Raw genomic sequence first — 24,634 nt, forward strand, 5'->3', positions numbered from 1 at the left:
CACTGGCGTGACTGACATCGACGCGTCCATGAGCCAGACTCGTGAACGGCTCATCTTCGCTGCCATTCTGTTGACGATCACCGTGGTGTACCTCTGGGACATCAGCCACAACGGGTGGTCCAACACCTTCTATGCGGCGGCCGTGCAATCAGGCAGTGAAAGCTGGAAGGCTTGGTTCTTCGGCAGCTTCGATCCGCAGAACTACGTGACGGTCGACAAGCCCGCCGGCGGTTTGTGGTTGATGGGATTGTCCGCCAGGATATTTGGCTTTTCCAGCGCCAGCATGCTGATCCCGCAGGCCATCCTCGCGATCGTCAGCGCCGCACTGATTCGCGCTACGGTACGGCGGCAGGCCGGACCGAGTGCCGGCCTGCTCGCGGCGGCCCTGTTCGCTCTCATCCCGGTGGTCTCGGTGATGTTCCGGCATTCCAATCCCGACGCACCCATGGTGTTTGGCATGGTGGTGGCCGCATACTTCACCACGCGTGCAATCGATTCCGAGCGCTCACGCAGTGCCGCCGGCTGGCTGGCGCTCGCCGGAGTCGGTATCGGGTTCGCGTTCCTGTGCAAGACACTCGAAGGTCTACTGGTGGCTCCGGCGCTGCTCCTGGCCTATCTGGTATCCGCGAAATGGCCTTGGAAGACAACGCTTATGCACCTGCTGGGTGCGGCCGGCGCCCTCTTGGCCGCATCGGGTTGGTGGATGGCCGCCGTCGCGCTGACCCCGGCAGCCAGTCGCCCCTACGTCGACAACTCCACCGACAACAGTGAATGGACGCTGGCGGTGGGTTACAACGGCCTGGACCGCCTGCTCGGTGACAACTCGAACGGGATGGGCGGCGGCCGGGGAAGTGGTCCTTCGTTCTCGGGTACCCCGGGCATCTTCCGACTGTTCCAGGACACCCAGGCCGATCACATCGCATGGCTGCTTCCCACTGCGTTCATCGCGCTGATCCTCGGACTTGTCATCGTCAGCAGGACGCCGCAGACCGCGGGCTGGTTGGGCCGCCTGCGCACCATCACCACCCATCCCGCGGGAGCAGGCCTGGTTTTGTGGGGCACCTGGATGGTGTCCAACTACGTGATCCTCAGTTACATGGCCAAACAGTTCCACCCCTATTACACCTCGGCCATGGCCCCTGCTATCGCCGGTTCGCTGGCCATCGGCACGGTGCTGTTGTGGCGGCATCGGTCCGAGCGCATCGGCAAGTTCGGGCTGAGCGCGCTCACGCTCAGTGCCACCGTCATGGCCTTCGTACTACTGCGGCGCATACCGACCTGGCTGCCCTGGCTGCGCTGGCTTCTGCTGATCGGCGGGATCGTCGCGGCCGTTGCCCTCGCCCTGGGCGCACTCGAACGTAACGCGCGCCTGCGCTATGCCATTGCCGCACTGGCCCTTGCAGTTTCATTGGGAGGCTCGCTCGCGTTCACCATCGCCAATGTGACCACCCCGAAGGTCGGGGGGCTCTCGACGTCCGGCCCGGCGATCGCCAACGAGGAGAAGTTCGGCGGCCAGGCACCCACGCCGCTGGATCCGGCACTGGCGGCGTTGATCAAGGATTCCGGCGCCAGATGGCCGGTGGCGACGACCAACACCCGCACCGCCGCTCCCATTCAGTTGGAGACCAACGCACCCGTGATGGCGATCGGCGGATTCTCCGGCCGCGACAACCCCATCACCCTGCAGCAGTTCATCGATTACACGCAGGATGGCACCGTCCAGTTCTATGCCGAATCCGTCAAGGATAAGGACAAAGACAAGGAGCAGGACAAACCGCAACCACAGAAGGACGGCGACACCAAGCGGGTGGCCGATGACGTCCAGAAGTGGGTCGAAACCCACTTCTCCTCAAAGGATTACGGCGACCTACGAGTATTCGATCTGTCGGTTCCGCCGAAACCCTAGGGGCAGTTTCACGCTGAGTCGGCGGGAGGCCCGTCGGCCAGCAACGCCCGGAAGCCGTCCTCGTCGAGGATTGTCACGCCCAGCTCAACGGCCTTGTCGTACTTGGATCCCGGCGCATCACCGACGACGACGAACGCCGTCTTCTTGGACACCGAACTCGCGGACTTGCCGCCCCGGGCGATGATGGCCTCCTTCGCCTCATCACGCGAAAACCCTGGAAGTGAACCGGTTACGACGATCGACAAGCCTTCGAGATTGCGCGGTATCGACTCATCACGTTCATCGGCCATCCGAACACCCGCGGCGCGCCATTTGTCGACGATGGCGCGATGCCAGTCGACGGTGAACCAATCCACCACCGCCGCGGCGATCGTGGCACCCACACCCTCGACGGCGGCCAGCTGTTCGACAGAGGCTCCCTCGATGGCTTCCAATTCGCCGAACTCGGTGGCCAGCGCGCGCGCCGCCGTCGGACCGACGTGGCGGATCGACAGCGCCACCAAGACACGCCACAGCTGTTGCTGTTTCGCCTTGTCCAGGTTCTCCAGCAGCCGACTTCCGTTGGCGGACAATGACCCATTCTTGGTCTTGAACAGGTCGGTGCGCAGCAGGTCCTCGGCTGTGAGGCTGAACAGATCTCCCTCATCCTCGATGACCCCTGCCGAAAGCAGGGCAATGGCCGCCTCATAACCGAGTGCCTCGATATCGAAGGCACCACGCCCTGCCACGTGGAATACCCGCTCACGCAGCTGGGCCGGGCAGCTTCGCGAATTCGGGCAGCGAATATCGGCGTCGCCCTCCTTCTCGTGAGCCAGTACAGTGCCGCATTCGGGACAGGTTGTGGGCATGACGAATTCGCGTTCGGACCCGTTCCGCAGATCGGCAACCGGACCCAGAACTTCCGGGATGACGTCCCCGGCCTTACGGATCACCACCGTGTCGCCGATCAACACGCCCTTGCGTTTGACCTCGGATGCGTTGTGCAGGGTCGCCAACGACACCGTGGATCCGGCCACCTTGACGGGGGTCATGTAGGCGAAGGGGGTAACCCGCCCCGTTCGGCCCACGCTCACCCGGATGTCGAGCAGTTCGGTGGTCGCCTCCTCGGGCGGGTACTTGTAGGCGATGGCCCAGCGCGGTGCGCGCGAGGTGCTGCCCAGGCGGCGTTGCAGCGCCACCGTGTCGACCTTCACGACAAGACCGTCGATCTCGTGTTCCACATCGTGGCGATGCTCGGCCCAATGGTTGACGCGTTCCTGAACCTGCGCGATGCCCCGCACCTTGGTGGTGTGGGTAGAGACGGGTAAACCCCACTGCCCCAACGCCAAATAAGCCTCGTGCAGGCTCTCCGGAGCGAAGCCCTCGGCGCGGCCAAGCCCGTGGCAGATCATCCGCAGCCGCCGCCTGGCCGTGATGGCCGGGTTCTTCTGCCGCAGACTGCCCGCGGCACTGTTGCGCGGATTGGCGAACGGCGGCTTACTCTCCTCCACCAGCGAGGCATTCAACGCCTCGAAATCCTCCAGCCGGAAGAAGACCTCGCCACGTACCTCCAGGAGTACGGGTATCGGGTATTCCTTTGAGGCCGTGAGCCTTTCCGGTACATCCTCGATGGTCCTGGCGTTCAGGGTGACATCCTCGCCGCTGCGGCCATCTCCGCGCGTCGCGCCGCGCACCAGCACGCCGTTCTCATACACCAACGAAAGTGCGACCCCGTCGATCTTCAGCTCGCACAGGTATTCCGGTTCTTCCCCGATATCGCCGCGCACGCGGGCATCCCAGGCCGTCAACTCCTCTGAACTGAATGCGTTGTCCAGACTGAGCATTCGCTCCAGGTGGTCAGCCGATCCGAATTCGGTGACAAACCCTGCTCCACCCACCAACTGCGTGGGTGAGTCCGGGGTCTGCAACTCGGGATACTGCGCTTCCAGCGCCTCGAGCTCCTTCAAGAGGCGATCGAACTCGCCGTCGGAGACGACCGGGGCATCCTTGACGTAGTAGCGGAACTGGTGCCCACGCACCTCGTCGGCAAGCTCACGCCACTGGCGCTGCACGTCAGGATCCACATCGGCAGGCTAACCCACCCGCCCGACAGTCCCCGAACCCTACGATGGGCCCATGGGCACGCATCCCATCATGTTCACCGAGGACGATCCCGGCCTGGCAGAACTTCGCCAGCTGGCACTCGCCCTACCCGAGGCTGCCGAACAGATCTCCTGGGGCCGGCCCGTCTTCAAAGCGGGCAAGATCTTCGCGATGTTCGGCGGTGATGCCAGGGGAGACGCCAAGGGCGAGATGATCGCCTACCCGTATTCCGTGCTGGTCAAGGTGGATGATTCCGAGCGCCCCGCACTCCTCCAGGACGAGCGCTTCTACTACCCGGCGTACATGGGGCCCTACGGCTGGCTGGGGCTCGACTTCAGCACCGCCGATGTGGACTGGGATGAGGTCGCCGAGCTGCTCGATGCTTCCTACCGACTGATCGCCACCAAGCGGCTGATCAAGTTGCTCGATCAGCGCGACTGATCCCTTACCTATCCCTACACTGTGTTTCAAAGCTTTGCCTATTACTCGGAGAGACAGGCTGGGGTACGAATTGTCTGTTGCTAGCAGATTGTGCGGCGGCCTCGGCATGGCTGCGTTGGCCGCGGTGACGTTGGCCCCTTCGGCCCTGGCGGATGGCCCCCTGGTGTTTCCCGGGATGGAGATCATCCAGGGGACTCAGAGCTGCACGCTCGGGTTCGTGGATCCCGACGCGCGTTTCGGCCTCACCGCGGGTCATTGCGCCATGGATACCGATGGCCCGGTGTACGACTCGGCCGGCAATGTGATCGGCGTCCTCGTCATCGCCGGTTCCAATCTGCGTGACGGCGACCGGATCGACGGCACCAAGTACGTAATCGACTACGAGGCCATCAAATTCCGCAATGACGTAGCGATCAACGACATACTGCCCAACGGGATTCGGCTTGAGCGCGGCAGCGGGATCCAGCCGCACACCGGGCTGCCGGTCTGCCGTAACGGCGTCACCACCGGTGAGTCCTGCGGCACCGTCACCACGGTCAACAACGGCTGGTTCGAGATCGACGGGTTACCCGCCGATCACGGCGACTCGGGCAGCCCGGTGTACGCAATCACCTCACCGGGACACGGCGCCATTGTCGGAATCGCCCGCGGAACTACCCGCAGCGTCGAGACCGGTGTGGTGCAAACCACCGCGATTTCCTGGTCGACCGTCGTCAATCAACTACGAGAAGACCTGGAAAAAGCACCCGACGCTCCCCCACCACCTGGGCATTCACCTGCTCCCACCACGCTTCCTGCACCAGAGGACGCCACGTTCGCATAGGCTCGTAGCGACACGGAGAGTCGTGCCGCGTGCTCTCCTAACACTGGTCGGGGCTTTATTGACGGTGAACGTGGCAGACAGAGAGCTACGGCGTGACCAGTGTCGGCGACAACGGTCGACGGACCGAACCGCGGGGACGGTTCCCGGTGTGGGCCGCGGCCGTCATCGTGTTGTGCGGCCTTGGCCTCGCGAACCCGGCTGCCGCACATGCGGACCCGCTGATTTATCCAGGCATGGAGATCATCCAGCGCCCACCCGGTAAGGAATCACTGAGCTGCACCCTTGGCTTCGTGGATCCTGCTGCGCGCGTGGGCGTCACCGCGGGTCACTGTGGCGGCAATGGACCGGTGTTCACTAGCGACGGCGTGCGCATCGGTCAGCTCGCCGTGGCCCAGTCCAACATCAAGCCCGAAGGACCGTTGTCCCGCGACGACTACCGAATCGACTACGAGGGCATCGCCTTCGACGAGGGCGTGCCGATTAACAACGTGCTGCCCAACGGACTGCGGCTCGGGGTCGACCCGGCGGTCGTTCCCCGCGATGGCCTGGCGGTGTGCCGGGTGGGAATCACCACCGGCGAGGCGTGCGGCGCCATCGCCGGTTTCGGTAATGGCTGGTTCCTCGTCGACGGCCTGCCCGCCGACCACGGCGACTCCGGTAGTGCCGTGTACACCGTCACCTCTCCCGGCAACGCCGCCATCGTGGGCATCGTGAGCGCGCGCTTCACCGCCAATCAGACCCGCCGGGAGTCCACCGTGGCGTTGTCCTGGCCCACGGTGCAACAGCAGATCCGAAATGACATTGCGGCGGCCGCGAGCCGCCCCGAGATCGCGAGCCCCGTGGCCATCAATCCGCAGGCACCGCCCAATCCGCAGGCGCCGCCGATGGTCCTGCCTCCCGCGCCCTCCGATGACCGCCCGTCCGGTCCCGCGAGAATGGTTGTCCCCTAGCCCTCATGCGCCCGTTTTTCTGGATAACGACCATCGTCGCTGTGTTGTGCGCGCTTCCCGTAGCCAACCCCGCGTCGGCTCATGCTGACCCGCCGCTGGTGTATCCCGGCATGCTCATCTATCAGGGCTCGCTGAGCTGCACGCTCGGGTTCGTCGATCCCGGGCTTCGGGTGGGCATCACGGCCGGGCACTGCGTCAACGGCGACGGGATCGTTCGCAATGGGGACTTCGCGGCGATAGGACACAAGATCCTCGCCCACGACAACCGTCCCCCTGAGGGCCCGGTCTACGAGAACGAATACACCATCGACTACGAAGCGATCTCGATCGATGACGGATTGCCCGTCAACGATGTCATGGCCAACGGTCAACGGCTCGAACGCGATGACACGGTTACTCCCGATATTGGTATGCCGGTCTGCCGCACCGGCTTCACCACAGGCGATGCGTGTGGATCGGTAACCCGACTTGGCAACGGCTGGTTCAGGTTTAACGGTCCGGTGATCGCCAAGGGCGATTCGGGAGGCCCGGTGTACACCCATGTTGGCGACCGCACCGTGCTCGTCGGCATCATTCGCGGTTTCATGACAAGCCAGTCCGGAGACGACGTGCAGTCCTGGGCAATGTCCTGGCAGTCGGTGATCAAGCAGCTCCGCGAGGACCGCAAGGGTCTGCTGCCCGCCTGAACCCGTAGGCTCACGCACATGAGCGACTGGAAAGCCTTCACCGTCGAGACCACGGGGCATATCGCCCAGGTCACCCTCATCGGGCCCGGCAAGGGTAATGCGATGGGACCCGATTTCTGGCGGGAACTGCCGCTGATCTTCACCGAACTCGACGCCGACCCGGAGATACGGGCAATCGTGCTCGCGGCCGCCGGCTCCCATTTCAGTTACGGGCTGGACCTGGCCGCGATGGCGGGCACCTTCATGCCGCTGCTGGCCGATAAGGCGCTGGCCAAGCCGCGCACCGAGTTCCTCGACGAGATACGGAGGCTGCAGGCCTCGGTGACCGCCGTCGCGGCCTGCCGCAAGCCCGTGATCGCCGCGGTGCAGGGCTGGTGCATCGGTGGCGGCGTCGACCTCATCGCGGCCGCCGATATCCGGTATGCAAGTGCCGAGGCGAAGTTCAGTGTGCGCGAGGCCAAGGTCGCGATTGTCGCCGATATTGGCTCGCTGCATCGTCTTCCACCGATCATCGGTGATGGCCACCTGCGTGAACTGGCGTTCACCGGCAAGGACATCGATGCCGCTCGGGCCGAGAAGATCGGTCTCGTCAACGATGTGTTCGACACCCCCGAGGCAACGCTGGCGGCCGCGCATGCCACCGCTGCCGAGATCGCGGCCAACCCCCCGCTGGTGGTGCAGGGCGTCAAGGACGTGCTGGGCCGCGAGCGCGAAAGTGTGGTTGCCGACGGCCTCAAGTACGTGTCGACCTGGAACGCCGCCTTCCTGCCGTCGGAGGACTTGCAGGAAGCCATCGGTGCGGTCTTCGAGAAGCGGGAACCCGACTTCAAGGGACGCTAAGTCTCCCGGTACCGGCCCCAGTGCACGGCGTCATCCAACGGACGCCCGCTGCGCCAGCCGAATCGTTCCAGATCGGGCCGCTCGGCGAACTCACACACCGGCCCGACGCACAACCAGGCGATCGGTCTGATGTGCGTTGGCGCGCCGATTAATTCGGCCAGGAACTGTTCTTCATAGAACGACACCCAGCCGACGCCGATACCTTCGGTGACCGCGGCGAGCCACAGGTTCTGGATCGCGAGCACCGCCGAAAACAGGCCCGCATCGGCAATGGTGTGCCGCCCCAAGACATGCGGACCACCACGGCCGTGATCATAGGTGACCACCACCCCGGTACCGCTTTCGCAGATTCCCTCAATCTTGATGGGATCGAAGGTCTTTCGCCGCTCCGAGGGGAGGCTGTCCGCGAATCGCTCACGCTGCTCGGCAACATGGGCCGCGAAGTTCTCCAGAACCTCCACCTCGCGCACCACCACGAAATCCCATGGCTGGCTGTTCCCCACGCTGGGCGCGCGATGTGCAGCCTGCAGCAGCTTCAGCAACGTCGTATCGTCGATGACCTCTCCGGTGAACTCCGCGCGTACGTCCCGGCGGGTAGCGATGGCCTGGTAGACGTCCATCACAGCGCGTCCGGGTCGGCATCGATCAGATCGCTGACCTTCCGCGTCAATTCGGTTGCCCTGCGCGCCCATGGGAGATCGGCTCCGGCAAGCCCACATCCGGCACTGATGCCGATGCGATCCCGCAGCACCGCGCGCCCAAAGCCCAGTTTGTCGGCGAGCGCCGCGGTACTGGCCGCCAGCACGTCCGATGAGACGGGCACGGTCGGCGAAAGGGAGGGAATCACACCGAGTAGCGCCACCTTGCCCGTATCCAGCACCGAAGCCAGCCCATCGAGTGCCTGCGCATCCGCCACGTACGCGGCATCCACCGCGACCCCACGAATATCGGCGCCCCGCAAGAGCTCCCACGGGGGGTCGGCCGCACAGCAATGCACCACCAGTTCACCACCCACCGCGGCAGCGCACTGGCCCAACAGAGCCGTCGCCGTCGCCGTGTCGACGGGATGCACCGGCGAGAACATGCTGGTTCCCGACAGTCTGCCGTCCAGTGCGGCGGGCAGAGAGGGTTCGTCGACCTGTACCAGTACGGGAACACCAAGTCGACGAGAAAGCGTGGCTTGATGCTGCGAAAGCCCTTCCGCCAGAGATGCCGCCAGGTCTCGCACCGCTCCGGGGTCGGTGATCGCGCGATGGCCGTTGGCGAGTTCTAATTGTGCGGCGAGCGTCACCGGCCCCGGACCCTGCACCTTCACCGCGCGTTCGCTCCCCCGATGCCCGCCACGCTCCCACTCCTCTTCGAGTGCGTCCATGTCCTCGTCCAGGAATCCGCGCGCGCGCCGGACCACCACGCCGGGCCGGGCGGTCGTCCGGTAACCGGTAGGTGAGACGTCGAGGGCGATATCGACCAGCAGTGCCGCGGCCCGGCCGATCAGATCGGCGCCCACACCGCGCGCGGGCAGCTCCACGAGGTGAGGCAGCGGTAGCTCGGCCACCACAATCTCCGTCGCGGCTCGCACCTGTAACCCCGGCCACGAGCCGAGGCCAGTTCCCTTCGCCCACATGTTCACCCCGAGAACGTTAGGTGATGATCGATTCGATCGGACCCTTGGCGAAGTAGACGACGAACAATCCCGCCACCACGTACAGCAGCGGATGCACGGCCCGAAGCCGGGCCCCGCGCTCCCCTGACACGACGGCCAGCACCACCCAGCTGATGAACCCCACACCGATGCCATTGGCGATCGAATAGGTAAACGGCATGGTCACCACGGTCAGAAAACAGGGCAACGCGTACTCAAAGCGGGTGAGGTCGATGCTGCGCAGCTGGCCGATCATCATGGCGCCCACCACCACCAGGGCCGGCGCCGCAGCCTCCAGCGGCACCACCGAATACAGCGGGGTGAAGAACATCGCCGCCAGGAACAGCAGACCGGTCACCACATTGGCCAGCCCGGTCCGGGCGCCCTCGGCAATACCGGAGGCAGACTCCACGAACACGGTGTTCGAGGACGAGGAGGAGACGCCTCCAACGACCGCACCAACACCCTCCACCGATAACGCGCGTCCGATTCCCGGCAGGGTGCCGTGCTCGTCGGTCAGAGCGGCCTCCTTACCCAGACCGGTCATGGTTCCCATCGCGTCGAAGAAGTTCGAGAGCACCAGCGCGAACACCAGCACCGTCGCCGACAGCACACCCACCCGGGTGAATGCGCCGAACATGTCCACCTGACCGAGTAGACTCAGGTCCGGCATGCCACCCGCCGAGGACGGCCACGCGGGCACGGTGAGGTTCCATCCCTTGGTATCGGCGGGCTGCGCACCGCGCTCGGTCAGCGCCTGCGCGAGCATCGAGATCCCCGTCATCACGACGATGCCGATGAGCAGTCCGCCACGAACCTTGCGCACCACCAGAATTCCCATCAACAGCACGCCGGCGGCGAAGATCAGGGTCGGGACGGTGGCCACCGAGTTGTCGATTCCCAAACCAACCGGCACGGTGGTGTTCGCCGCGTCGGGGGTGCGTCGCACAAACCCGGCGTCAACGAAGCCGATGAATGCGATGAAGCATCCGATTCCGGCGGCGATCGCCGCCTTCAGCTCATCGGGAATGGCATGGAACACCGCGGTGCGGAAACCTGAGATACCCAGCGCCACAATGACCAGGCCGTCGACAATCACCAAACCCATGGCCTCGGGCCAGCTCATCTGCGACGCAAAGGACACGGCGAGCAGACTGTTGATGCCCAGCCCCGCGGCAAGCGCGAACGGGTAGTTGGCGATGAACCCGAACAGTATGGACATCACCCCGGCGGCCAGGGCCGTCACCGCCGCCACCTGACCCACCGGCAGCACATGGCCCAGCACGTCAGCGTTGTGCGCGCGTCCCGGCTCACCACCGATGATGAGCGGGTTGAGCACCACGATGTACGCCATCGCGAAAAAGGTGACGATCCCACCGCGAACTTCCCGCCCCAGCGTCGACTGCCGCTCGGAGATCCGGAAGAACCGGTCGACTAGGCCATTCATAGCCGTTGAAAGTACAGGTCCCGGTTGCCGGTCGCCCGCCGCAATCGAACGCGGGATTTCGCGGCGATTTCCGCGTCGGGCCGCACTCGGCGTCCGGTTCGGGAACCAGTGGGAGGAGGGACTTTCCAACCCCAGGTAGAGGACCTTCGTCACTAGGACGGTGCGCGGCCATCCGGTCGAATATAAGTGTCACTTTCAGACACAGATAACTCGACCGAATCCGAGGACGCACCGTGCCGCAGAAGGAATACACCGACCTCGAGCTCCTCCACGAACTCGAACCCGTGGTGGAGGAAAACACTCATCGCCACCTCGGCGTGTTCAAAGAGTGGAACCCGCACGACTACATCCCGTGGTCCGAGGGCAAGAACTACAAGGCATTGGGCGGGCAGGACTGGGATCCCGAGCAATGCAAACTCTCCGAGCTCGCCAAGGTTGCCATGATCACCAACCTGCTCACCGAGGACAACCTGCCCGCATATCACCGCGAGATCGCCATGAACTTCACCATGGACGGACCGTGGGGCACCTGGGTAAACCGGTGGACGGCAGAAGAACAGCGTCACAGCATCGCGATTCGTGACTATCTCGTCGTCACGCGGTCCGTCGATCCGGTGGAACTGGAGAAGCTGCGTGTCGAGCAGATGACCCGCGGGTTCTCCCCCGGGCAGAACCGCCAGGGCGGCGACCACATGTTCGCCGACAGCCTGTTCGACTCGGTGGCCTATGTGTCATTTCAGGAGCTGGCCACCCGTGTTTCGCACCGCAACACCGGCGTCGCCTGTGCCGAACCCATCGCGCAGGAACTCCTCAAACACATCTCCAATGACGAGAACCTGCACATGATCTTCTACCGCAACATGGTCGAGGCCGGTCTCGAGATCGCACCCAACCAGGCGGTGAAATCGATTCACAAGGTTCTCGACAACTTCACGATGCCCGGCTACACGATCCCCGGCTTCCGCCGTAACGCGGTCACCATCGCCACCGGCGGCGTGTACGACCCGCAGTCACACCTTGCCGAGGTCGTCCAGCCGGTGCTGCGCAAGTGGCGCATCTTCGAGCGTGACGACATCAACGGCGAGGGCGAGTGGTACCGCGAAGACCTGCACCGCATCATCACCGGCCTCAAGAAGACCGCCAGCGATTTCGAAGAAGTCAAGACCAAGTACCTGGAGCGTCAGGCAAGGCGCGCCGAGCGGATGGCCGCCAAGGTGTAACCCTCGGTAACGTCGACATGGGCAAACGGCGATATCCCGTTCAGTACGATTGGACGGGGCCGTCTGCCGGCCGACGGGGATGAGAGGGATACATGCGCGCGGTCAAGACGCTGTCGACGGTGTTCGGCATCGCCACGATGTTCGCGGCGACTGTCACCGGCCCTGCGATCGCGTCGGCCGAACCCGTGGCGGGCGCCCAGTTGGTCGCGATCGGAGATTCGTTCATGGCGGCGGGTTCTAACGCCGCCGGTATCACCGGCCCGGTCGGCACCGCCTGCAACCAGGCGACCGACAATGTCGCGCATCTGGTCGCCACGTCATTCCCGCAGATGACATTCGCCGACTACTCCTGTGTCGGCGCGCTCTCCACCGACGTCTACACACCCTCCACACGCGGCCCGCAGAACACGGGGCTGTCCCCGGCCACCAAGGTCGCGATCGTCTCCATTGGCGGCAACGACGCCGGATTCGAGCAGATCGCCACCGACTGCCTGTTCGCGCTGAGCTGCCCGCCGGAGAAGAAGGCGCAATTCAGCGCCAACGTCGCCTCGGTGGGCCCGAAACTCACGGGCGCGTACGCCGCCATCCGTCAGGCGGCCCCGAACGCGCGCGTGTTCACGGTGGGCTACCTGCCCATCCTTCCGCCGGACGCCAAGGGATGTCTGGTCGGCCTGATCAACACGCAAGAGACCATCACCTTCCTCAATGGTCTGCAACGTCAGCTCAACGACACGATCGTGTCCGAATCCTCGAAGGCGGGGTTCACCCCTGTCATCCCGGCGACCAGTAGCGACCACAGCGTGTGCGCATCCGATTTCCAGCGCTACGTGTCGATGACGGGCACCGGCGTAGGCGATGAGGGAATTCCGATGCACCCGACCGCACCGGGACGGCAGTATGTCGCCGAACGCATCGCGATCGCCATGCGTTCAGCGGGAATTCAGGGAACCTAGCCGCGCGTGATGATCGCGCTGCCGAGCACCTCGTCACCCTCGGCGTCCGGCCGGTACAGCACCACCGTCTGCCCGGGCGCCACACCGCGCAGGGCGGTACGCAGCCGGACATGAATACGCTCGGCTCCCGGTTCGACAACCGCGTCGACCACCGAACCGTGCGCCCGAACCTGAACCTGGCACTCGATGGGCCCGGCGGGCACCTGCCCCGAGGTCCACACCACCGGCTCTCCCCCGAATTCCCAAATCTCGAGATCCTCAACGGTTCCCACTCGAACGGTGGCCGTGTCGGCATCGATCGATGTGACGTATCGGGGACGGCCGTCGGCGGCAGGGCCTACCAGCCCGAGCCCCTTGCGCTGCCCGATGGTGAACTCGTGTACCCCCGCATGGGTGGCCAACACGCTGCCGTCGGCGTCCACCACATTCCCGCGACGCACGCCGATGCGCGCACCGAGGAAAGCCTGGGTGTCTCCGGAAGGAATGAAGCAGATGTCATGGCTGTCCGGCTTGTTCGCAACAAGCAGTCCGCGCTGCTCGGCCTCGGCGCGGATATCGGGCTTGGGACTATCGCCCACGGGGAACAGCGCGCGGCTCAGCTGCTGCGGTGTGAGCACCCCGAGCACATAGGACTGGTCCTTGTCCGCGTCGACCGCACGGCGCAGCCTGCCGTCCTGCAACCGCGCGTAGTGACCGGTGGCCACGGCATCGAAGCCCAGCGCGATGGCGCGGTCGGCCAGCGCCGCGAACTTGATCTTCTCGTTGCACTTCACACACGGATTGGGAGTGCGCCCCTCGGCGTAGGCCTCGACGAAGTCGTCGATGACGTCCTCTTTGAATCGATCGGCGAAATCCCATACGTAGAAGGGGATTTCGAGCATGTCGGCAACGCGGCGGGCATCGGCGGCATCCTCTTTCGAGCAGCATCCCCGCGATCCGGTGCGCAGTGTGCCGGGTGCCGCCGACAGCGCCAGGTGCACACCGACAACATCGTGTCCGGCATCCACCATGCGCGCAGCCGCAACCGAGGAGTCCACTCCCCCGCTCATGGCGGCCAGCACCCTCATGACCGGCCTCCGGCGCTGGCCAGGGCAGCGGCCCGGGCGCGCGGAACAGCGACCTGCAGCGCCTCGACAGCACGGGCCACATCCGAGGCCGCGGAGGTGTGGCCGAAGCTGAATCGCAGCGATCCACGCGCGGCTTCGGGGTCGATACCCATCTCGATGAGCACATGCGAGGGCCGCGCGACGCCCGCCGTGCACGCCGAGCCGGTGGAACACTCGATGCCGTTGGCGTCCAGCAACATCAGCAGCGAATCGCCCTCGCATCCGGCAAAGGTGAAATGCGCGTTCCCGGGCAATCTGCCGTTTCCGACAGCACCGTTGAGCACGGAACCCTCGATCTGGGTCAGCACCTGATCGATCAGCTCGTCCCGAAGCTTTTTCAGTGTCGCGGAACCCTCACACCGTTCGGAGACGGCCTCGACAAGCGCGGTCGACATAGCCACGATCGCCGCCGTGTCGGGCGTGCCCGAACGGATGTCACGTTCGTGGCCACCACCGTGAAGCAATGGAACACAAGCGGTTTCACGCCGCAGGAGCAGTGCACCGACCCCCATCGGGCCGCCGAACTTGTGTGCGGCCACACTCATTGCCGACAGTCCGCTGAGGGCGAAATCGATATCGAGCTGGCCGACCGCACCGATGGCATCGCTGTGCATCGGAATATCGAACTCGGCAGCGATGGAAGCCAACTCGCAAATGGGGTTGATGGTGCCGACCTCGTTGTTGGCCCACATCACCGTGATGAGTGCGACGTCGTCGTGGTCGGCGAGGGCCGCGCGCAGTGCCGCGGCCGTGACGGTGCCGGCATCATCCACCGGCAGCCACGTCACGTCAGCTCCCTCGTGGTCGGCGAGCCACTGCACCGCATCGAGGACCGCATGATGCTCGACGGCGCCGGCGATGACGCGAGTTCGTCGCGCATCGGCATCGCGACGTGCCCAGTAGATGCCCTTGATGGCGAGATTGTCGCTTTCGGTACCGCCGGCGGTGAAGATCACCTCGGACGGTCGGGCGCCCAGGGCCGCGGCGATCGACTCCCGCGATTCCTCGACCCGGCGCCGGGCATCACGCCCGGACCCGTGCAGCGAGGCGGCGTTCCCGGTCTGGGCCATGGTGGCCGCCATCGCCTCGATGGCGGCGGGGCGCATCGGGGTGGTTGCGGCATGGTCCAGGTAGACCGCACCTTCAGCTGGGGTTCGAGCAGCAGACATAACGCATCCAGGATAGGTCCCACCCAGGTGGGCTCGTCCAATCGCGTCAGGCTGCGATCGGTTCCGGGTGCTCCGGGTGGCTGTGGAGCTGCGGGGTTCGGTCACCGGCACGAACGGCCGCCTCGCAGCGACTGGCCAGATCACGACGGCTCTCACCGGGCAATTGCAGCCCCGCCACCTGGATATGCGCCACTGTCATCCGTGTCGCCGTGAGGCGGCGAATGGAGGCCATCAGGGTGTCTTCGCCCACATAAGCCGGAACGGTCGACAGCTCGCCACCGGGGTAGTGATACGTCAGCCGCAACGGCTGCACCGGCCGCTGCGCGTCGATGGCGGCCTGGAACATCGCGGGGCGGAACGATCCGTACGCGCGACCGCACCAGGTGGTGCCCTCGGGGAACGCCACCACGGTCTGACCGGCCTGAAGACGGGTCGCGACGGTGTCAACCACCCGCGGCAGGGTGCGCAGGTTTCCTCGCTCGATCGGGATGACCCGCATCATCCGGGCGATGACGCCTAAACCGGGCCAATCAATCAGATCTGCCCGGGCCACGAACGAGCCCGGGAGCACGGCGCCGATGGCGAAGACATCGACCCAGGACACATGGCCCGCGACCACCAGGGAACCCCGGATATCGCGGATCGGACCGCCGGATACGGAAATGCGGACGCCCAGGCAGCGCAGCATCAACCGGCAGTATCCGCGCTGCCAGCGCACCCGCCCGGGAAGTGGTATTCCCAGCAGCGGCGCAAAGGTGAGCAACGTGATCGCCATCGCGATGCGCGTCGTGGTTCGCAGGGTCCGCGTGAGCCGCCCTGGTTCGTCGATGGTGTTGGCCCGCATGCAGCTGTCGTCACAGGTTGCCTTCGGCAGCCAGGCGTGAGCGAATTCGGGTGCCATCGTTACTCCTGGCCGGCCGCCGCGCCGATTTCCGACGCCGCACCAACGGACCTCAGCCGTTTGAGATAACGGACATCGGCTTCGTCCTTGTTGAGCAATGCCATGAAGTCGGCCACACCGAAGTCGGGATCGTGGGCGGGTTCTCCGAGGACCTTCGCGCCGAGCCGCAGATATCCACGCATCAACGCGGGAACCTGCACTTTGGCGGGCGGCTTGATGTCGTCGAGCCCCATCCCGTCGACAACGACCGGGTTGTAGGGGCGCACCGTGTGTTCCGGCGCGGCGGCGTGCCGCTTCATCACGAAGTCGCGCACGGCACGCACCTGGCTGCCGGGTGCGTGTTCGGGGTTGTCCTGCATGGGAACCGAGATGCATCCGGTGACGTAGGTGTAGTCGCAACGGTCCAGGTAGGCCAGAATTCCGGCCCACATCAGCAGCACAACCGCGCCGTTGCGGTGATCGCCCCGAACCACGGCGCGTCCCATCTCCACCAGCTGGGGTCGCAACGCATCGAGCCCACTGATATCGAATTCCGTTGCGCTGTAAAGCCCTCCGGCGGCAATGGCGCCGGGCGGGGGCAGCATCCGGTAGCAGCCCACCACGTCACCCGAGGTGTCCTCACGCACCAGCAGGTGATCGCAGTGCTCGTCGAAACGGTCGGCGTCGCGTCCCTCGAACGCTGCCGGGGTGCTCGCGAGCTGGAATCCGGGCTCGCTGCTAAACACGTCGTATCGAAGCCGTTGTACGGCATCGATATCGGCGGGATCGTTCGACAGCAGCAGGGTGTACCGAGGACCCGGTAGGGCACCTCCGGCACCCTCCGCTACGTCTGAGATGGATTGATCTGCGGCGATGAGAACTGAAGCGGTACTCATGACTGCGAGATTCGCCGAGTTATGCGGCGGAACGGCATCGGAAGCGTGTCGTGTCCATGCACGATCCGTTAATTGCGGCGTTCAGTACACCAAATGCGTGCTTGCGCCAGTGAATCCCTAAGGCAAACAGGGAGCTAACAGACGCTACGCGGACACTCGCTCCCCGCCGCACGGGAGCAGTTCCTTCCCCATCGACCAGCACCAACATCACTCACCGGGTTTGCGCTTCATGGTGACAACGAACCGCGGCGGGAGTCGGTGCGGCGGCGCAGCGCGATTACCGGCGGGCGATCCAGTCGGCGAATCTCGTCCGCACCAGCACCCCGTCATCGCCGGTGACCAGACTGAAGTCATCCACAGGCGTCCCGAAATAGGTAGCACTCGGGTCGACCACCACCGGTTTGTCGTCACCACGCGCGTCAAGCACTGCCTGCGCCATCTCGGCGAACGAAATCTTCTCCGGTCCACCGATATTGATGATGCCGTTGCGCGGCTCGGCCTCCGCGGCCTGGGCCACCTGTGCGGACACATCGTCTGCGGCGATCAGCTGAATACGGGCGTCGGGCACACGAACCTCGTCGCCGACGACCAGTGTGTCGGTGATGGACTCTGCGAACTCCTGGAACTGAGTGGCCCGCACGATCGTGTACGGCAGTCCGGATTCGATGATGATGTTTTCCTGCGCCACTTTCGCCCTCATGTACCCACTGTCCGGCAGACCATCCGCACCGACAATGGAGAGTGTGACGTAATGACCGACACCGGTCTGGTTCGCCGCATCAACGAGATTGCGCGCCGCGGCAGTGAAGAAATCCATCACCGGCCCGTCCTCGAAAGACGGAGAATTGACAACGTCGACAACCACATTCGATCCAGTGAGCGCGTCCACCAAACCGTCGCCCGTCAACACATTCGCGCCAGCGGATAGCGACGCCGCCACCACTTCATGACCGTCGGCGATGAGCAAAGAAACCACCCGCGAACCGATTTGACCGGTGGCACCAACAACCGTGATTTTCATTGTGCGATTACCTTTCTCGTCTCGCATACAACAGTCGCAGCTCGGCGCCGGATTGGGAAACGTTCCGCCATTTAATCTGCTGTCTCGGCCCCAGCGCTGACGGCGCGGCGAGCACTAGGCCGGAACTCGCGAACGTAGTTCGTTCGCGATCTTCTGCAGGGTGTCCTCGGTCTCGGGTGGACCGGTGAGCATGGCCACCGCCAATGTGTCGCGGGATCCGCCGGAGGTCGAGGCAAAGGCGCATGTCATCGCGATCCGGACCACGCGCATGCCGTTTCCGAGGGCTCCTGTCATCCGGGCATAAGACGTGACATCGTCGATCGGCTTCCAGGCTTGAGCATCGACCGGTAGTTTCGCACGCACCTTGTCCTGGGCCGCCTTCACGCATCCGTCGGCGCACCGACTGGAACCGATCCAGCCCGCCGCTCCACCAACGTTGGCCTCGTCCATGCACGTGATGCGCTTGTCCAGCGGTTTGTTCTCGGTGTGCAGACACCCCCACCCCTTGGGCAGGTTGAAGTCGAACGCTATGTACGAGGGCATCGAGATGGGCTGGAGTTTCTCGCCCGGCCCGTACGTCGCGCCCCCGAGTGGCCCCGTGGACCCGTTGGGAGGCGGGATCACCCCGGAGGTCGGCGCGGGAGGCACCGGCGTCCGCGTCATCGGGGACTCTCCCGGGGCCATGACGGCAAAACCCACGATGTTGCGCTGAGACCCGACGGAGACGATGCCAATCACCAACCCCAGCACAACCGTGCCCAGAAACGCCGAAAGGACTACCCAGGGCGCTCGACTCGGTGGTCGAGGCTCTGGATAGTCCAGTGGCATACCGTCAGCCGCCCCCTGAGGTTGGATGTCGCCAGCGTGGCGGCTCCAGGGCTCCATGGGGTTATTTAGCCCTTGCGAGCCTTCACGGCCTCAGTGAGCTGCGGTGCGACGTTGAACAGGTCACCCACCACACCGAAGTCGGCGATCTCGAAGATCGGTGCTTCTTCGTCCTTGTTCACCGCGACGATGGTCTTCGAGGTCTGCATGCCAGCGCGGTGCTGGATGGCGCCGGAGATACCCAGCGCGACGTACAGCTGCGGCGACACGGTCTTACCGGTCTGACCCACCTGGAACTGACCCGGGTAGTACCCGGAGTCCACCGCGGCACGCGAGGCACCGACAGCGGCACCCAGAGAATCGGCGAGCTCCTCGACGACGCTGAACTTCTCGGCGCTACCGACACCACGACCGCCGGACACGACGATGTTGGCCTCAGTGAGCTCCGGACGGTCTCCACCGACCACCGGCTGACGCGAGGTCACCTTGGTGGCGTTCTCGGCGGGCGCGGGCACCTCAACGGCAACCTGCTCGCCCGCACCGGCGGCCGGCGCGGCCTCGACGGCACCCGGACGCACGGTGATGACCGGGGCGTCGCCGTTGGCCTGAGCCTCGACGGAGAACGCGCCACCGAAGATCGAGTGCAGAGCCTTGCCGCCCTCACGCACCTCGATGACATCGGTCAGCAGGCCCGAGCCCAGGCGTGCGGCCAGGCGTCCGGCCACCTCCTTGCCCTCGGTGGTCGCGGCGATCAGGATGCCTGCGGGGCTGGCGGTCTCGGCCAGGCTCGCCAGCAAGTCGACCTTGGGGGTCACCAGGTAGTTGTCGACGACGTCGGACTCGGCGACGTAGATCTTGGCGGCGCCGGCCTCCTTGAGACCGTCGATCAGCGGCGCGGCGGTACCTGCCGGACCGGCCACCACGGCCGAGGGCTCGCCCAGAACGCGGGCGGCGGTGATGAGTTCGGCGCTTACCTTCTTGAGCGCACCCTCTGAATGCTCAACGAGCACAAGTACTTCAGCCATAACTTTGCTTTCTCGTTTCTGTATTTAGGGAGTCTTAGATGATCTTTTGCGCAACCAGGAACTCGGCGACCTTGGTGCCGCCTTCGCCCTCGTCGGTGATCTTCTCGCCCGCGGTCTTGGCGGCCTTGGGAGTCGAGGACAGCACGGTCGAACCGGCGTTCGCGACACCCACCTCGTCGGCCTCCACGCCGATCTCGGCGAGGGTCAACACGGCAACTTCCTTCTTCTTGGCGGCCATGATGCCCTTGAAGGAGGGGAAGCGGGGCTCGTTGATCTTCTCGGTGACGCTGACGATGGCCGGCAGAGTGGCCTCGACCTCGAACACACCCTCGTCGGTCTCGCGCTCGCCCTTGACGACGCCGCCCTCGACGGTCAGCTTGCGCAGGTGCGTGAGCTGCGGCAGACCCAGGTACTCGGCGATGATCGCGGGAATGGCACCGGACCGGCCGTCGGTGGCCTCGTTACCGGCGATAACCAGCTCGACACCCTCGACCTGACCCAGCGCGCGGGCCAGGGCCCAGCCGGTCTGGATGGCATCGGACCCGTGCAGGCCCGGGTCGAGCAGGTGAACTGCCTTGTCGGCACCCATGGACAGCGCCTTACGGATGGCCTCGGTGGCCTTCTCCGGGCCTGCCGACACGACGGTCACGACCGAGTCGCCACCCTCGCGCTCCTTGATGAGCAGCGCTTCCTCGACGGCACGCTCGTTGATCTCGTCGAGTACCGCGTCGGCGGCTTCCCGGTCGAGCGTGAAGTCACCGTCGGTGAGCTTGCGCTCCGACCAGGTGTCTGGGACCTGCTTGATCAGGACCGCAATGTTCGTCATAAGTCTCCGATCGTCCTTCCTCTTCGCTGTCTGCCAGCGGTGTGCTGGCCATCTGCTGCGTGGTGGTTCCGCGCGCACCCGTACTACGCCAGTCGCACTGTCACGTTTCGTGACTAATCCGGCGAACAAAGTTACTCACGGGTAATATACGGAGTTCGCCCGTACACCATAGCCGGTTCACCCCTGGTTTCCGGCCTGTGATCTGGGCCACCAGTATTAAGACACGGCGTTCACCCGATAGCCTGCCAAACGATGAACTCGCACCTGACCGACCCGCACCCGGCTGACCCTCTTCGCGCAAGCGGCTCATCAGCCGATGACCCGGACGCCTTGGCGCTGACCGGGGAGCGGACCGTGCCCGGGGTCGCCGAGGAGAACTACTGGTTCCGCCGCCACGAAGTGGTGTACGAGCGGCTCAGCGGCCTCTGCGCAGAACGCAGGGTGCTCGAGGCGGGCAGTGGCGAGGGCTACGGCGCCAACATGCTGGCCGGCGTGGCCGAGCACGTCATCGGGCTGGATTACGACGAGTCCGCGATTGCGCACGTGAAGGCCCGGTATCCCCGTGTGGACATGCGCGCCGGAAATCTGGCGGACCTGCCACTCACCGATGGTGCGGTGGATGTGGTGGTGAACTTCCAGGTCATCGAGCACCTGTGGGACCAGGGGCAGTTCATCCGCGAGTGCGCCCGCGTGCTCAGCCCCGGCGGCTCCCTTCTAATCAGCACCCCGAATCGCATCACCTTCTCCCCCGGGCGAGATACCCCGCTGAATCCGTTCCACACTCGCGAGCTGAATGCCGCCGAACTCACCGAACTTCTTGTGGAAAACGGCTTTTCGGTGGACGGTGTTTACGGTGTCTTTCACGGGCCACGGCTTCGCGAGCTCGACGCCAAATACGGCGGTTCGATCATCGATGCGCAGATCGAGCGTGCGGTCGCCGGCGCGCCGTGGCCACAGGATCTGCTCGCGGACATCACAGGTTTGACCACCGAGGATTTCGAAATCATCGACGCGGGGGAACGCGACATTGACCAGAGTCTGGATCTGGTTGCCATTGCGGTGATTCCGTGACGGAGAAGGTTCCTGGGCTGTTCACCATGGTGCTGCATACGCACCTGCCATGGCTTGCCAACCACGGGCGCTGGCCGGTTGGCGAGGAATGGCTGTATCAGTCCTGGTCGGCTTCCTACCTCCCGTTGTTCAAGGCGCTTCGGACGCTGGCGGCCGAGGGCCGGGAAAACCTGATCACTCTCGGCATCACCCCGGTAGTGGCCGCACAGCTGGATGATCCACACTGCCTCACCGGGCTGCACAGCTGGCTGGCCAATTGGCAACTGCGCGCCTTCGAGGCTGCCACCATCACCAGTACCGACGCCGAACCCGGCACCGCCTCGAGCCCGGAGATGCTGCGCGCCTTCGGGGTCCGCGAATACCGCAGCGCCACAAACGCTCTCGATGAGTTCGATCAGTACTGGCGACATGGTGGCAGCGGGCCGCTGCGCAGCCTCATCGATGCAAGGGCGATTGAGCTGCTGGGCGGTCCCCTCGCCCATCCATTCCAGCCGCTACTGCACCCCCGGCTGCGCGAGTTCGCCCTGCGCGAGGGATTGGCCGATGCCGCACAGCGTTTCGGGCATGCACCGACCGGCATCTGGGCGCCGGAATGTGCCTACGCCCCGGGCATGGAGGAGGGTTACGCGGCCGCAGGGGTCAACCACTTCATGGTGGACGGGCCATCTTTGCAGGGAGACACCTCACTGGGCCGTCCGGTGGGCGACTCAGATGTGGTGGCGTTCGGGCGCGATCTGACGGTCAGTTACCGGGTGTGGTCACCGAAGTCCGGCTATCCCGGCCATGCCGCCTACCGCGACTTCCACACCTACGACCATGACACCGGCCTTAAGCCCGCGCGGGTTACCGGACGCAATGTGGCACCGGAAGCCAAGGCGCCGTACGACCCCGAGCGTGCCGACGGAGCCATCGACGTCCATGTCCGCGACTTCGTGGATACCGTGCGCCAGCGCCTGATCGCCGAGTCCGACCGCATCGGGCGGCCCGCGCATGTCATCGCGGCGTTCGACACCGAACTGTTCGGCCATTGGTGGTACGAGGGACCGATGTGGCTCGAACGTGTGCTTCGCGCCCTGCCCGAGGCCGGAATCCAGGTGGGCACCCTGGAACAGGCTCGCGAAGGTGGATACGTGGGCAAGCCTTTCGACTTGCCTGCCAGCTCATGGGGTTCCGGTAAGGACTGGCATGTGTGGAACGGCGAGAAGGTGGCCGATCTGGTGCAGCTGAACACCGAAGTGGTCGACACCGCCCTCACCGCGGTGGACAAGGCACTCAACGAACAACCCGCACCGCACACCCGTAACCGGGTAGCCGATCAGATCCTGCGTGAGGCACTGCTGACCGTGTCCAGCGACTGGCCCTTCATGGTCAGCAAGGACTCGGCGGCCGACTACGCGCGCTACCGCGCGCATCTGCACGCGCACGCCACCCGCGAGATCGCCGCGGCACTGGCCAGTGGACGGCACGATGCCGCCATCCGTTTGGCCGACGGTTGGAACCGTGCGGACGGGCTGTTCGGCGCGCTTGATGCCCGGAGGCTGCCACGATGAACAAGACCGTCGCGCGAGAGGCTCATCAATGAGAATTCTGATGGTTTCGTGGGAGTACCCACCGGTGGTCATCGGCGGGCTGGGCCGGCATGTGCATCACCTGTCCACCGAGCTGGCCGCGGCCGGGCATGACGTGGTGGTACTCACCCGGCGCCCATCAGGTACCGATCCGGCGAGTCACCCGACATCCGACGAGATGTCCGAAGGCGTCCGGGTGGTGGCGGCTGCCGAGGATCCACACGATTTCGATTTCGGCACCGACATGATGGCCTGGACTCTGGCCATGGGACATGCGATGGTCCGCGCCGGATTGGCCTTGGGCCTCAAGGGTTCCGGCGATTGGCGGCCCGACGTCGTCCACGCCCACGATTGGCTGGTGGCACACCCCGCGATCACCCTCGCCGAGCATTTCGACGTGCCCCTGGTATCGACGTTGCACGCCACCGAGGCCGGCCGGCACAGCGGCTGGGTCTCGGGACGCATCAGTCGACAGGTGCATTCGGTGGAATGGTGGCTGGCCCGCGAATCGGACTCGCTGATCACGTGCTCTGCCTCGATGCTCGATGAAGTGACCGAGCTGTTCGGACCGGAGCTGCCACAAGTTCACGTCATCCGAAATGGCATCGACGTCACCCGCTGGGTGTTCGCTCCCCGACTGCCTTCCGACGGCACGGCACCGGTGCTGCTTTTCGTCGGGCGACTTGAATACGAAAAGGGCATCCACGATGCCATCGCGGCGCTGCCCAAGATCCGGCGCGCGCACCCGGGAACCGTGTTGGCGGTCGCCGGTGATGGCACTCAACAGGATTGGCTCCTCGAGCAGGCGCGTAAACACAAGGTCGTCAAGTCCGTGCAGTTCCTGGGCAACCTGGACCATGAGGGGCTGTTGCAGTGGCTGCACCGCGCCGACGCCATCGTGCTGCCCAGCCACTACGAGCCATTCGGCATCGTGGCGCTCGAGGCTGCCGCCGCGGGCACTCCCCTTGTCACATCCAACGTCGGCGGGCTCGGCGAGGCCGTCATCGACGGCGCGACCGGCTTGTCCTTCACGCCGCGCGATGTGGCGGGAATCGCGGATGCCGTCAAACGCACCCTCGATGACCCGGCCGGTGCCGCCGAACGTGCCGTAGCGGCGCGCGCACGTCTTACCGCGGACTTCGACTGGGCGACTGTCGCCGACGAAACCGCTCAGGTATATGTGGCGGCCAAGCGTCGCGAACGGGAACCGTTCGGCCGCAGCGTAATCGTCGAGCGTCCGCTGCCGGACCGGTAGAG

Annotated in this window: 23 protein-coding genes; 11 read left to right on the forward strand and 12 right to left on the reverse strand. The window is 65.0% G+C overall.

What is annotated here, in order from left to right:
- Window positions 1-28: 28 nt before the first annotated feature.
- Window positions 29-1,906: an ArnT family glycosyltransferase gene (locus tag HBA99_RS16845; protein ID WP_070920208.1), complete on the forward strand. Its 1,878-nt coding sequence runs from the start codon at window positions 29-31 to the stop codon at window positions 1,904-1,906.
- Window positions 1,907-1,914: 8 nt separating this feature from the next.
- On the opposite strand, the gene ligA is transcribed toward HBA99_RS16845, so the two are convergent.
- Window positions 1,915-3,969 (reverse strand): NAD-dependent DNA ligase LigA, encoded by a 2,055-nt coding sequence (gene ligA / locus HBA99_RS16850; protein ID WP_070952212.1) that lies wholly within the window; start codon window positions 3,967-3,969, stop codon window positions 1,915-1,917.
- A gap of 52 nt (window positions 3,970-4,021) precedes the next feature.
- On the opposite strand from ligA, the gene HBA99_RS16855 reads away from it, so the two are divergent.
- The 5 genes from HBA99_RS16855 to HBA99_RS16875 all read left to right on the forward strand — a co-directional run bounded on the left by HBA99_RS16855 (window position 4,022) and on the right by HBA99_RS16875 (window position 7,728).
- Window positions 4,022-4,429, forward strand: coding sequence for an MmcQ/YjbR family DNA-binding protein (locus tag HBA99_RS16855; RefSeq protein WP_070952211.1), 408 nt, complete (start codon window positions 4,022-4,024; stop codon window positions 4,427-4,429).
- 106 nt (window positions 4,430-4,535) lie between these two features.
- Entirely contained in the window at window positions 4,536-5,252 is a 717-nt protein-coding gene (locus tag HBA99_RS16860) for an Rv1815 family serine proteinase (protein WP_371258750.1), read from the forward strand.
- 92 nt (window positions 5,253-5,344) lie between these two features.
- Window positions 5,345-6,202: an Rv1815 family serine proteinase gene (locus HBA99_RS16865; RefSeq protein WP_070952210.1), complete on the forward strand. Its 858-nt coding sequence runs from the start codon at window positions 5,345-5,347 to the stop codon at window positions 6,200-6,202.
- A 5-nt stretch (window positions 6,203-6,207) separates the two neighbouring features.
- Entirely contained in the window at window positions 6,208-6,888 is a 681-nt protein-coding gene (locus tag HBA99_RS16870; RefSeq protein WP_057966953.1) for an Rv1815 family serine proteinase, read from the forward strand.
- An 18-nt stretch (window positions 6,889-6,906) separates the two neighbouring features.
- On the forward strand, window positions 6,907-7,728 hold the full coding sequence (locus HBA99_RS16875; RefSeq protein WP_030094143.1) for a crotonase/enoyl-CoA hydratase family protein: 822 nt from the start codon (window positions 6,907-6,909) through the stop codon (window positions 7,726-7,728).
- Here HBA99_RS16875 and bluB read toward each other — a convergent pair.
- The 3 genes from bluB to HBA99_RS16890 are packed head-to-tail and all read right to left on the reverse strand — an operon-like array spanning window position 7,725 to window position 10,817.
- On the reverse strand, window positions 7,725-8,348 hold the full coding sequence (gene bluB, locus HBA99_RS16880; RefSeq protein WP_030094144.1) for a 5,6-dimethylbenzimidazole synthase: 624 nt from the start codon (window positions 8,346-8,348) through the stop codon (window positions 7,725-7,727). The genes HBA99_RS16875 and bluB overlap by 4 nt on opposite strands.
- The gene (locus tag HBA99_RS16885; protein ID WP_070952469.1) at window positions 8,348-9,352 is read right to left on the reverse strand and encodes a uroporphyrinogen decarboxylase/cobalamine-independent methonine synthase family protein; all 1,005 of its coding nucleotides are present in this window, start codon (window positions 9,350-9,352) and stop codon (window positions 8,348-8,350) included. Before HBA99_RS16885 ends, bluB begins: the two co-directional genes overlap by 1 nt.
- Before the next feature lie 16 nt (window positions 9,353-9,368).
- Entirely contained in the window at window positions 9,369-10,817 is a 1,449-nt protein-coding gene (locus HBA99_RS16890) for an NCS2 family permease (protein WP_070952209.1), read from the reverse strand.
- 233 nt (window positions 10,818-11,050) lie between these two features.
- Here HBA99_RS16890 and HBA99_RS16895 point away from each other — a divergent pair, with 233 nt between their 5' ends.
- Together HBA99_RS16895 and HBA99_RS16900 are read left to right on the forward strand one after the other, a co-directional pair.
- Window positions 11,051-12,037: an acyl-ACP desaturase gene (locus tag HBA99_RS16895; protein WP_057963737.1), complete on the forward strand. Its 987-nt coding sequence runs from the start codon at window positions 11,051-11,053 to the stop codon at window positions 12,035-12,037.
- A 92-nt stretch (window positions 12,038-12,129) separates the two neighbouring features.
- Window positions 12,130-12,990, forward strand: a complete 861-nt coding sequence (locus HBA99_RS16900) for an SGNH/GDSL hydrolase family protein (RefSeq protein ID WP_064409245.1) — start codon at window positions 12,130-12,132, stop codon at window positions 12,988-12,990.
- Here the strand turns inward: HBA99_RS16900 and mnmA are convergent.
- The 8 genes from mnmA to HBA99_RS16940 form a co-directional block, all read right to left on the reverse strand.
- Window positions 12,987-14,057, reverse strand: a complete 1,071-nt coding sequence (gene mnmA, locus HBA99_RS16905) for a tRNA 2-thiouridine(34) synthase MnmA (RefSeq protein ID WP_070952208.1) — start codon at window positions 14,055-14,057, stop codon at window positions 12,987-12,989. The two genes, HBA99_RS16900 and mnmA, sit on opposite strands and share 4 nt — an antisense overlap.
- A complete protein-coding gene (locus HBA99_RS16910) occupies window positions 14,054-15,265 on the reverse strand; it encodes a cysteine desulfurase family protein (protein ID WP_070952207.1) in 1,212 nt (403 codons plus the stop codon). The genes mnmA and HBA99_RS16910 overlap by 4 nt, the downstream gene beginning before the upstream one ends.
- Window positions 15,266-15,311: 46 nt before the next feature.
- Window positions 15,312-16,166, reverse strand: coding sequence for a lysophospholipid acyltransferase family protein (locus HBA99_RS16915; RefSeq protein ID WP_030094151.1), 855 nt, complete (start codon window positions 16,164-16,166; stop codon window positions 15,312-15,314).
- A 2-nt stretch (window positions 16,167-16,168) separates the two neighbouring features.
- Complete coding sequence (locus tag HBA99_RS16920) at window positions 16,169-17,041, reverse strand: GNAT family N-acetyltransferase (protein WP_046254288.1); 873 nt, start codon at window positions 17,039-17,041, stop codon at window positions 16,169-16,171.
- A gap of 277 nt (window positions 17,042-17,318) precedes the next feature.
- Window positions 17,319-18,062, reverse strand: a complete 744-nt coding sequence (locus HBA99_RS16925; RefSeq protein WP_057968172.1) for an SDR family oxidoreductase — start codon at window positions 18,060-18,062, stop codon at window positions 17,319-17,321.
- Between the two features lie 114 nt (window positions 18,063-18,176).
- Window positions 18,177-18,947 (reverse strand): hypothetical protein, encoded by a 771-nt coding sequence (locus tag HBA99_RS16930; protein ID WP_131727286.1) that lies wholly within the window; start codon window positions 18,945-18,947, stop codon window positions 18,177-18,179.
- Window positions 18,948-18,955: 8 nt separating this feature from the next.
- Window positions 18,956-19,912 carry an electron transfer flavoprotein subunit alpha/FixB family protein gene (locus tag HBA99_RS16935; RefSeq protein ID WP_057968170.1) on the reverse strand — a complete coding sequence of 319 codons (957 nt, stop codon included), beginning with the start codon at window positions 19,910-19,912 and terminating at the stop codon, window positions 18,956-18,958.
- Between the two features lie 34 nt (window positions 19,913-19,946).
- Window positions 19,947-20,738, reverse strand: a complete 792-nt coding sequence (locus HBA99_RS16940; protein WP_005056735.1) for an electron transfer flavoprotein subunit beta/FixA family protein — start codon at window positions 20,736-20,738, stop codon at window positions 19,947-19,949.
- A 252-nt stretch (window positions 20,739-20,990) separates the two neighbouring features.
- On the opposite strand from HBA99_RS16940, the gene HBA99_RS16945 reads away from it, so the two are divergent.
- The 3 genes from HBA99_RS16945 to HBA99_RS16955 are packed head-to-tail and all read left to right on the forward strand — an operon-like array spanning window position 20,991 to window position 24,632.
- Window positions 20,991-21,809, forward strand: a complete 819-nt coding sequence (locus tag HBA99_RS16945; RefSeq protein WP_070952206.1) for a class I SAM-dependent methyltransferase — start codon at window positions 20,991-20,993, stop codon at window positions 21,807-21,809.
- Window positions 21,806-23,359: a 1,4-alpha-glucan branching protein domain-containing protein gene (locus HBA99_RS16950; protein WP_057968168.1), complete on the forward strand. Its 1,554-nt coding sequence runs from the start codon at window positions 21,806-21,808 to the stop codon at window positions 23,357-23,359. Before HBA99_RS16945 ends, HBA99_RS16950 begins: the two co-directional genes overlap by 4 nt.
- Window positions 23,360-23,387: 28 nt before the next feature.
- Complete coding sequence (locus HBA99_RS16955) at window positions 23,388-24,632, forward strand: glycosyltransferase family 4 protein (RefSeq protein WP_030094161.1); 1,245 nt, start codon at window positions 23,388-23,390, stop codon at window positions 24,630-24,632.
- The last annotated feature ends 2 nt before the right edge of the window (window positions 24,633-24,634 follow it).

Origin of the sequence: Mycobacteroides chelonae (assembly GCF_016767715.1) — a bacterium.
Classification (GTDB): Bacteria; Actinomycetota; Actinomycetes; order Mycobacteriales; family Mycobacteriaceae; genus Mycobacterium; species Mycobacterium gwanakae.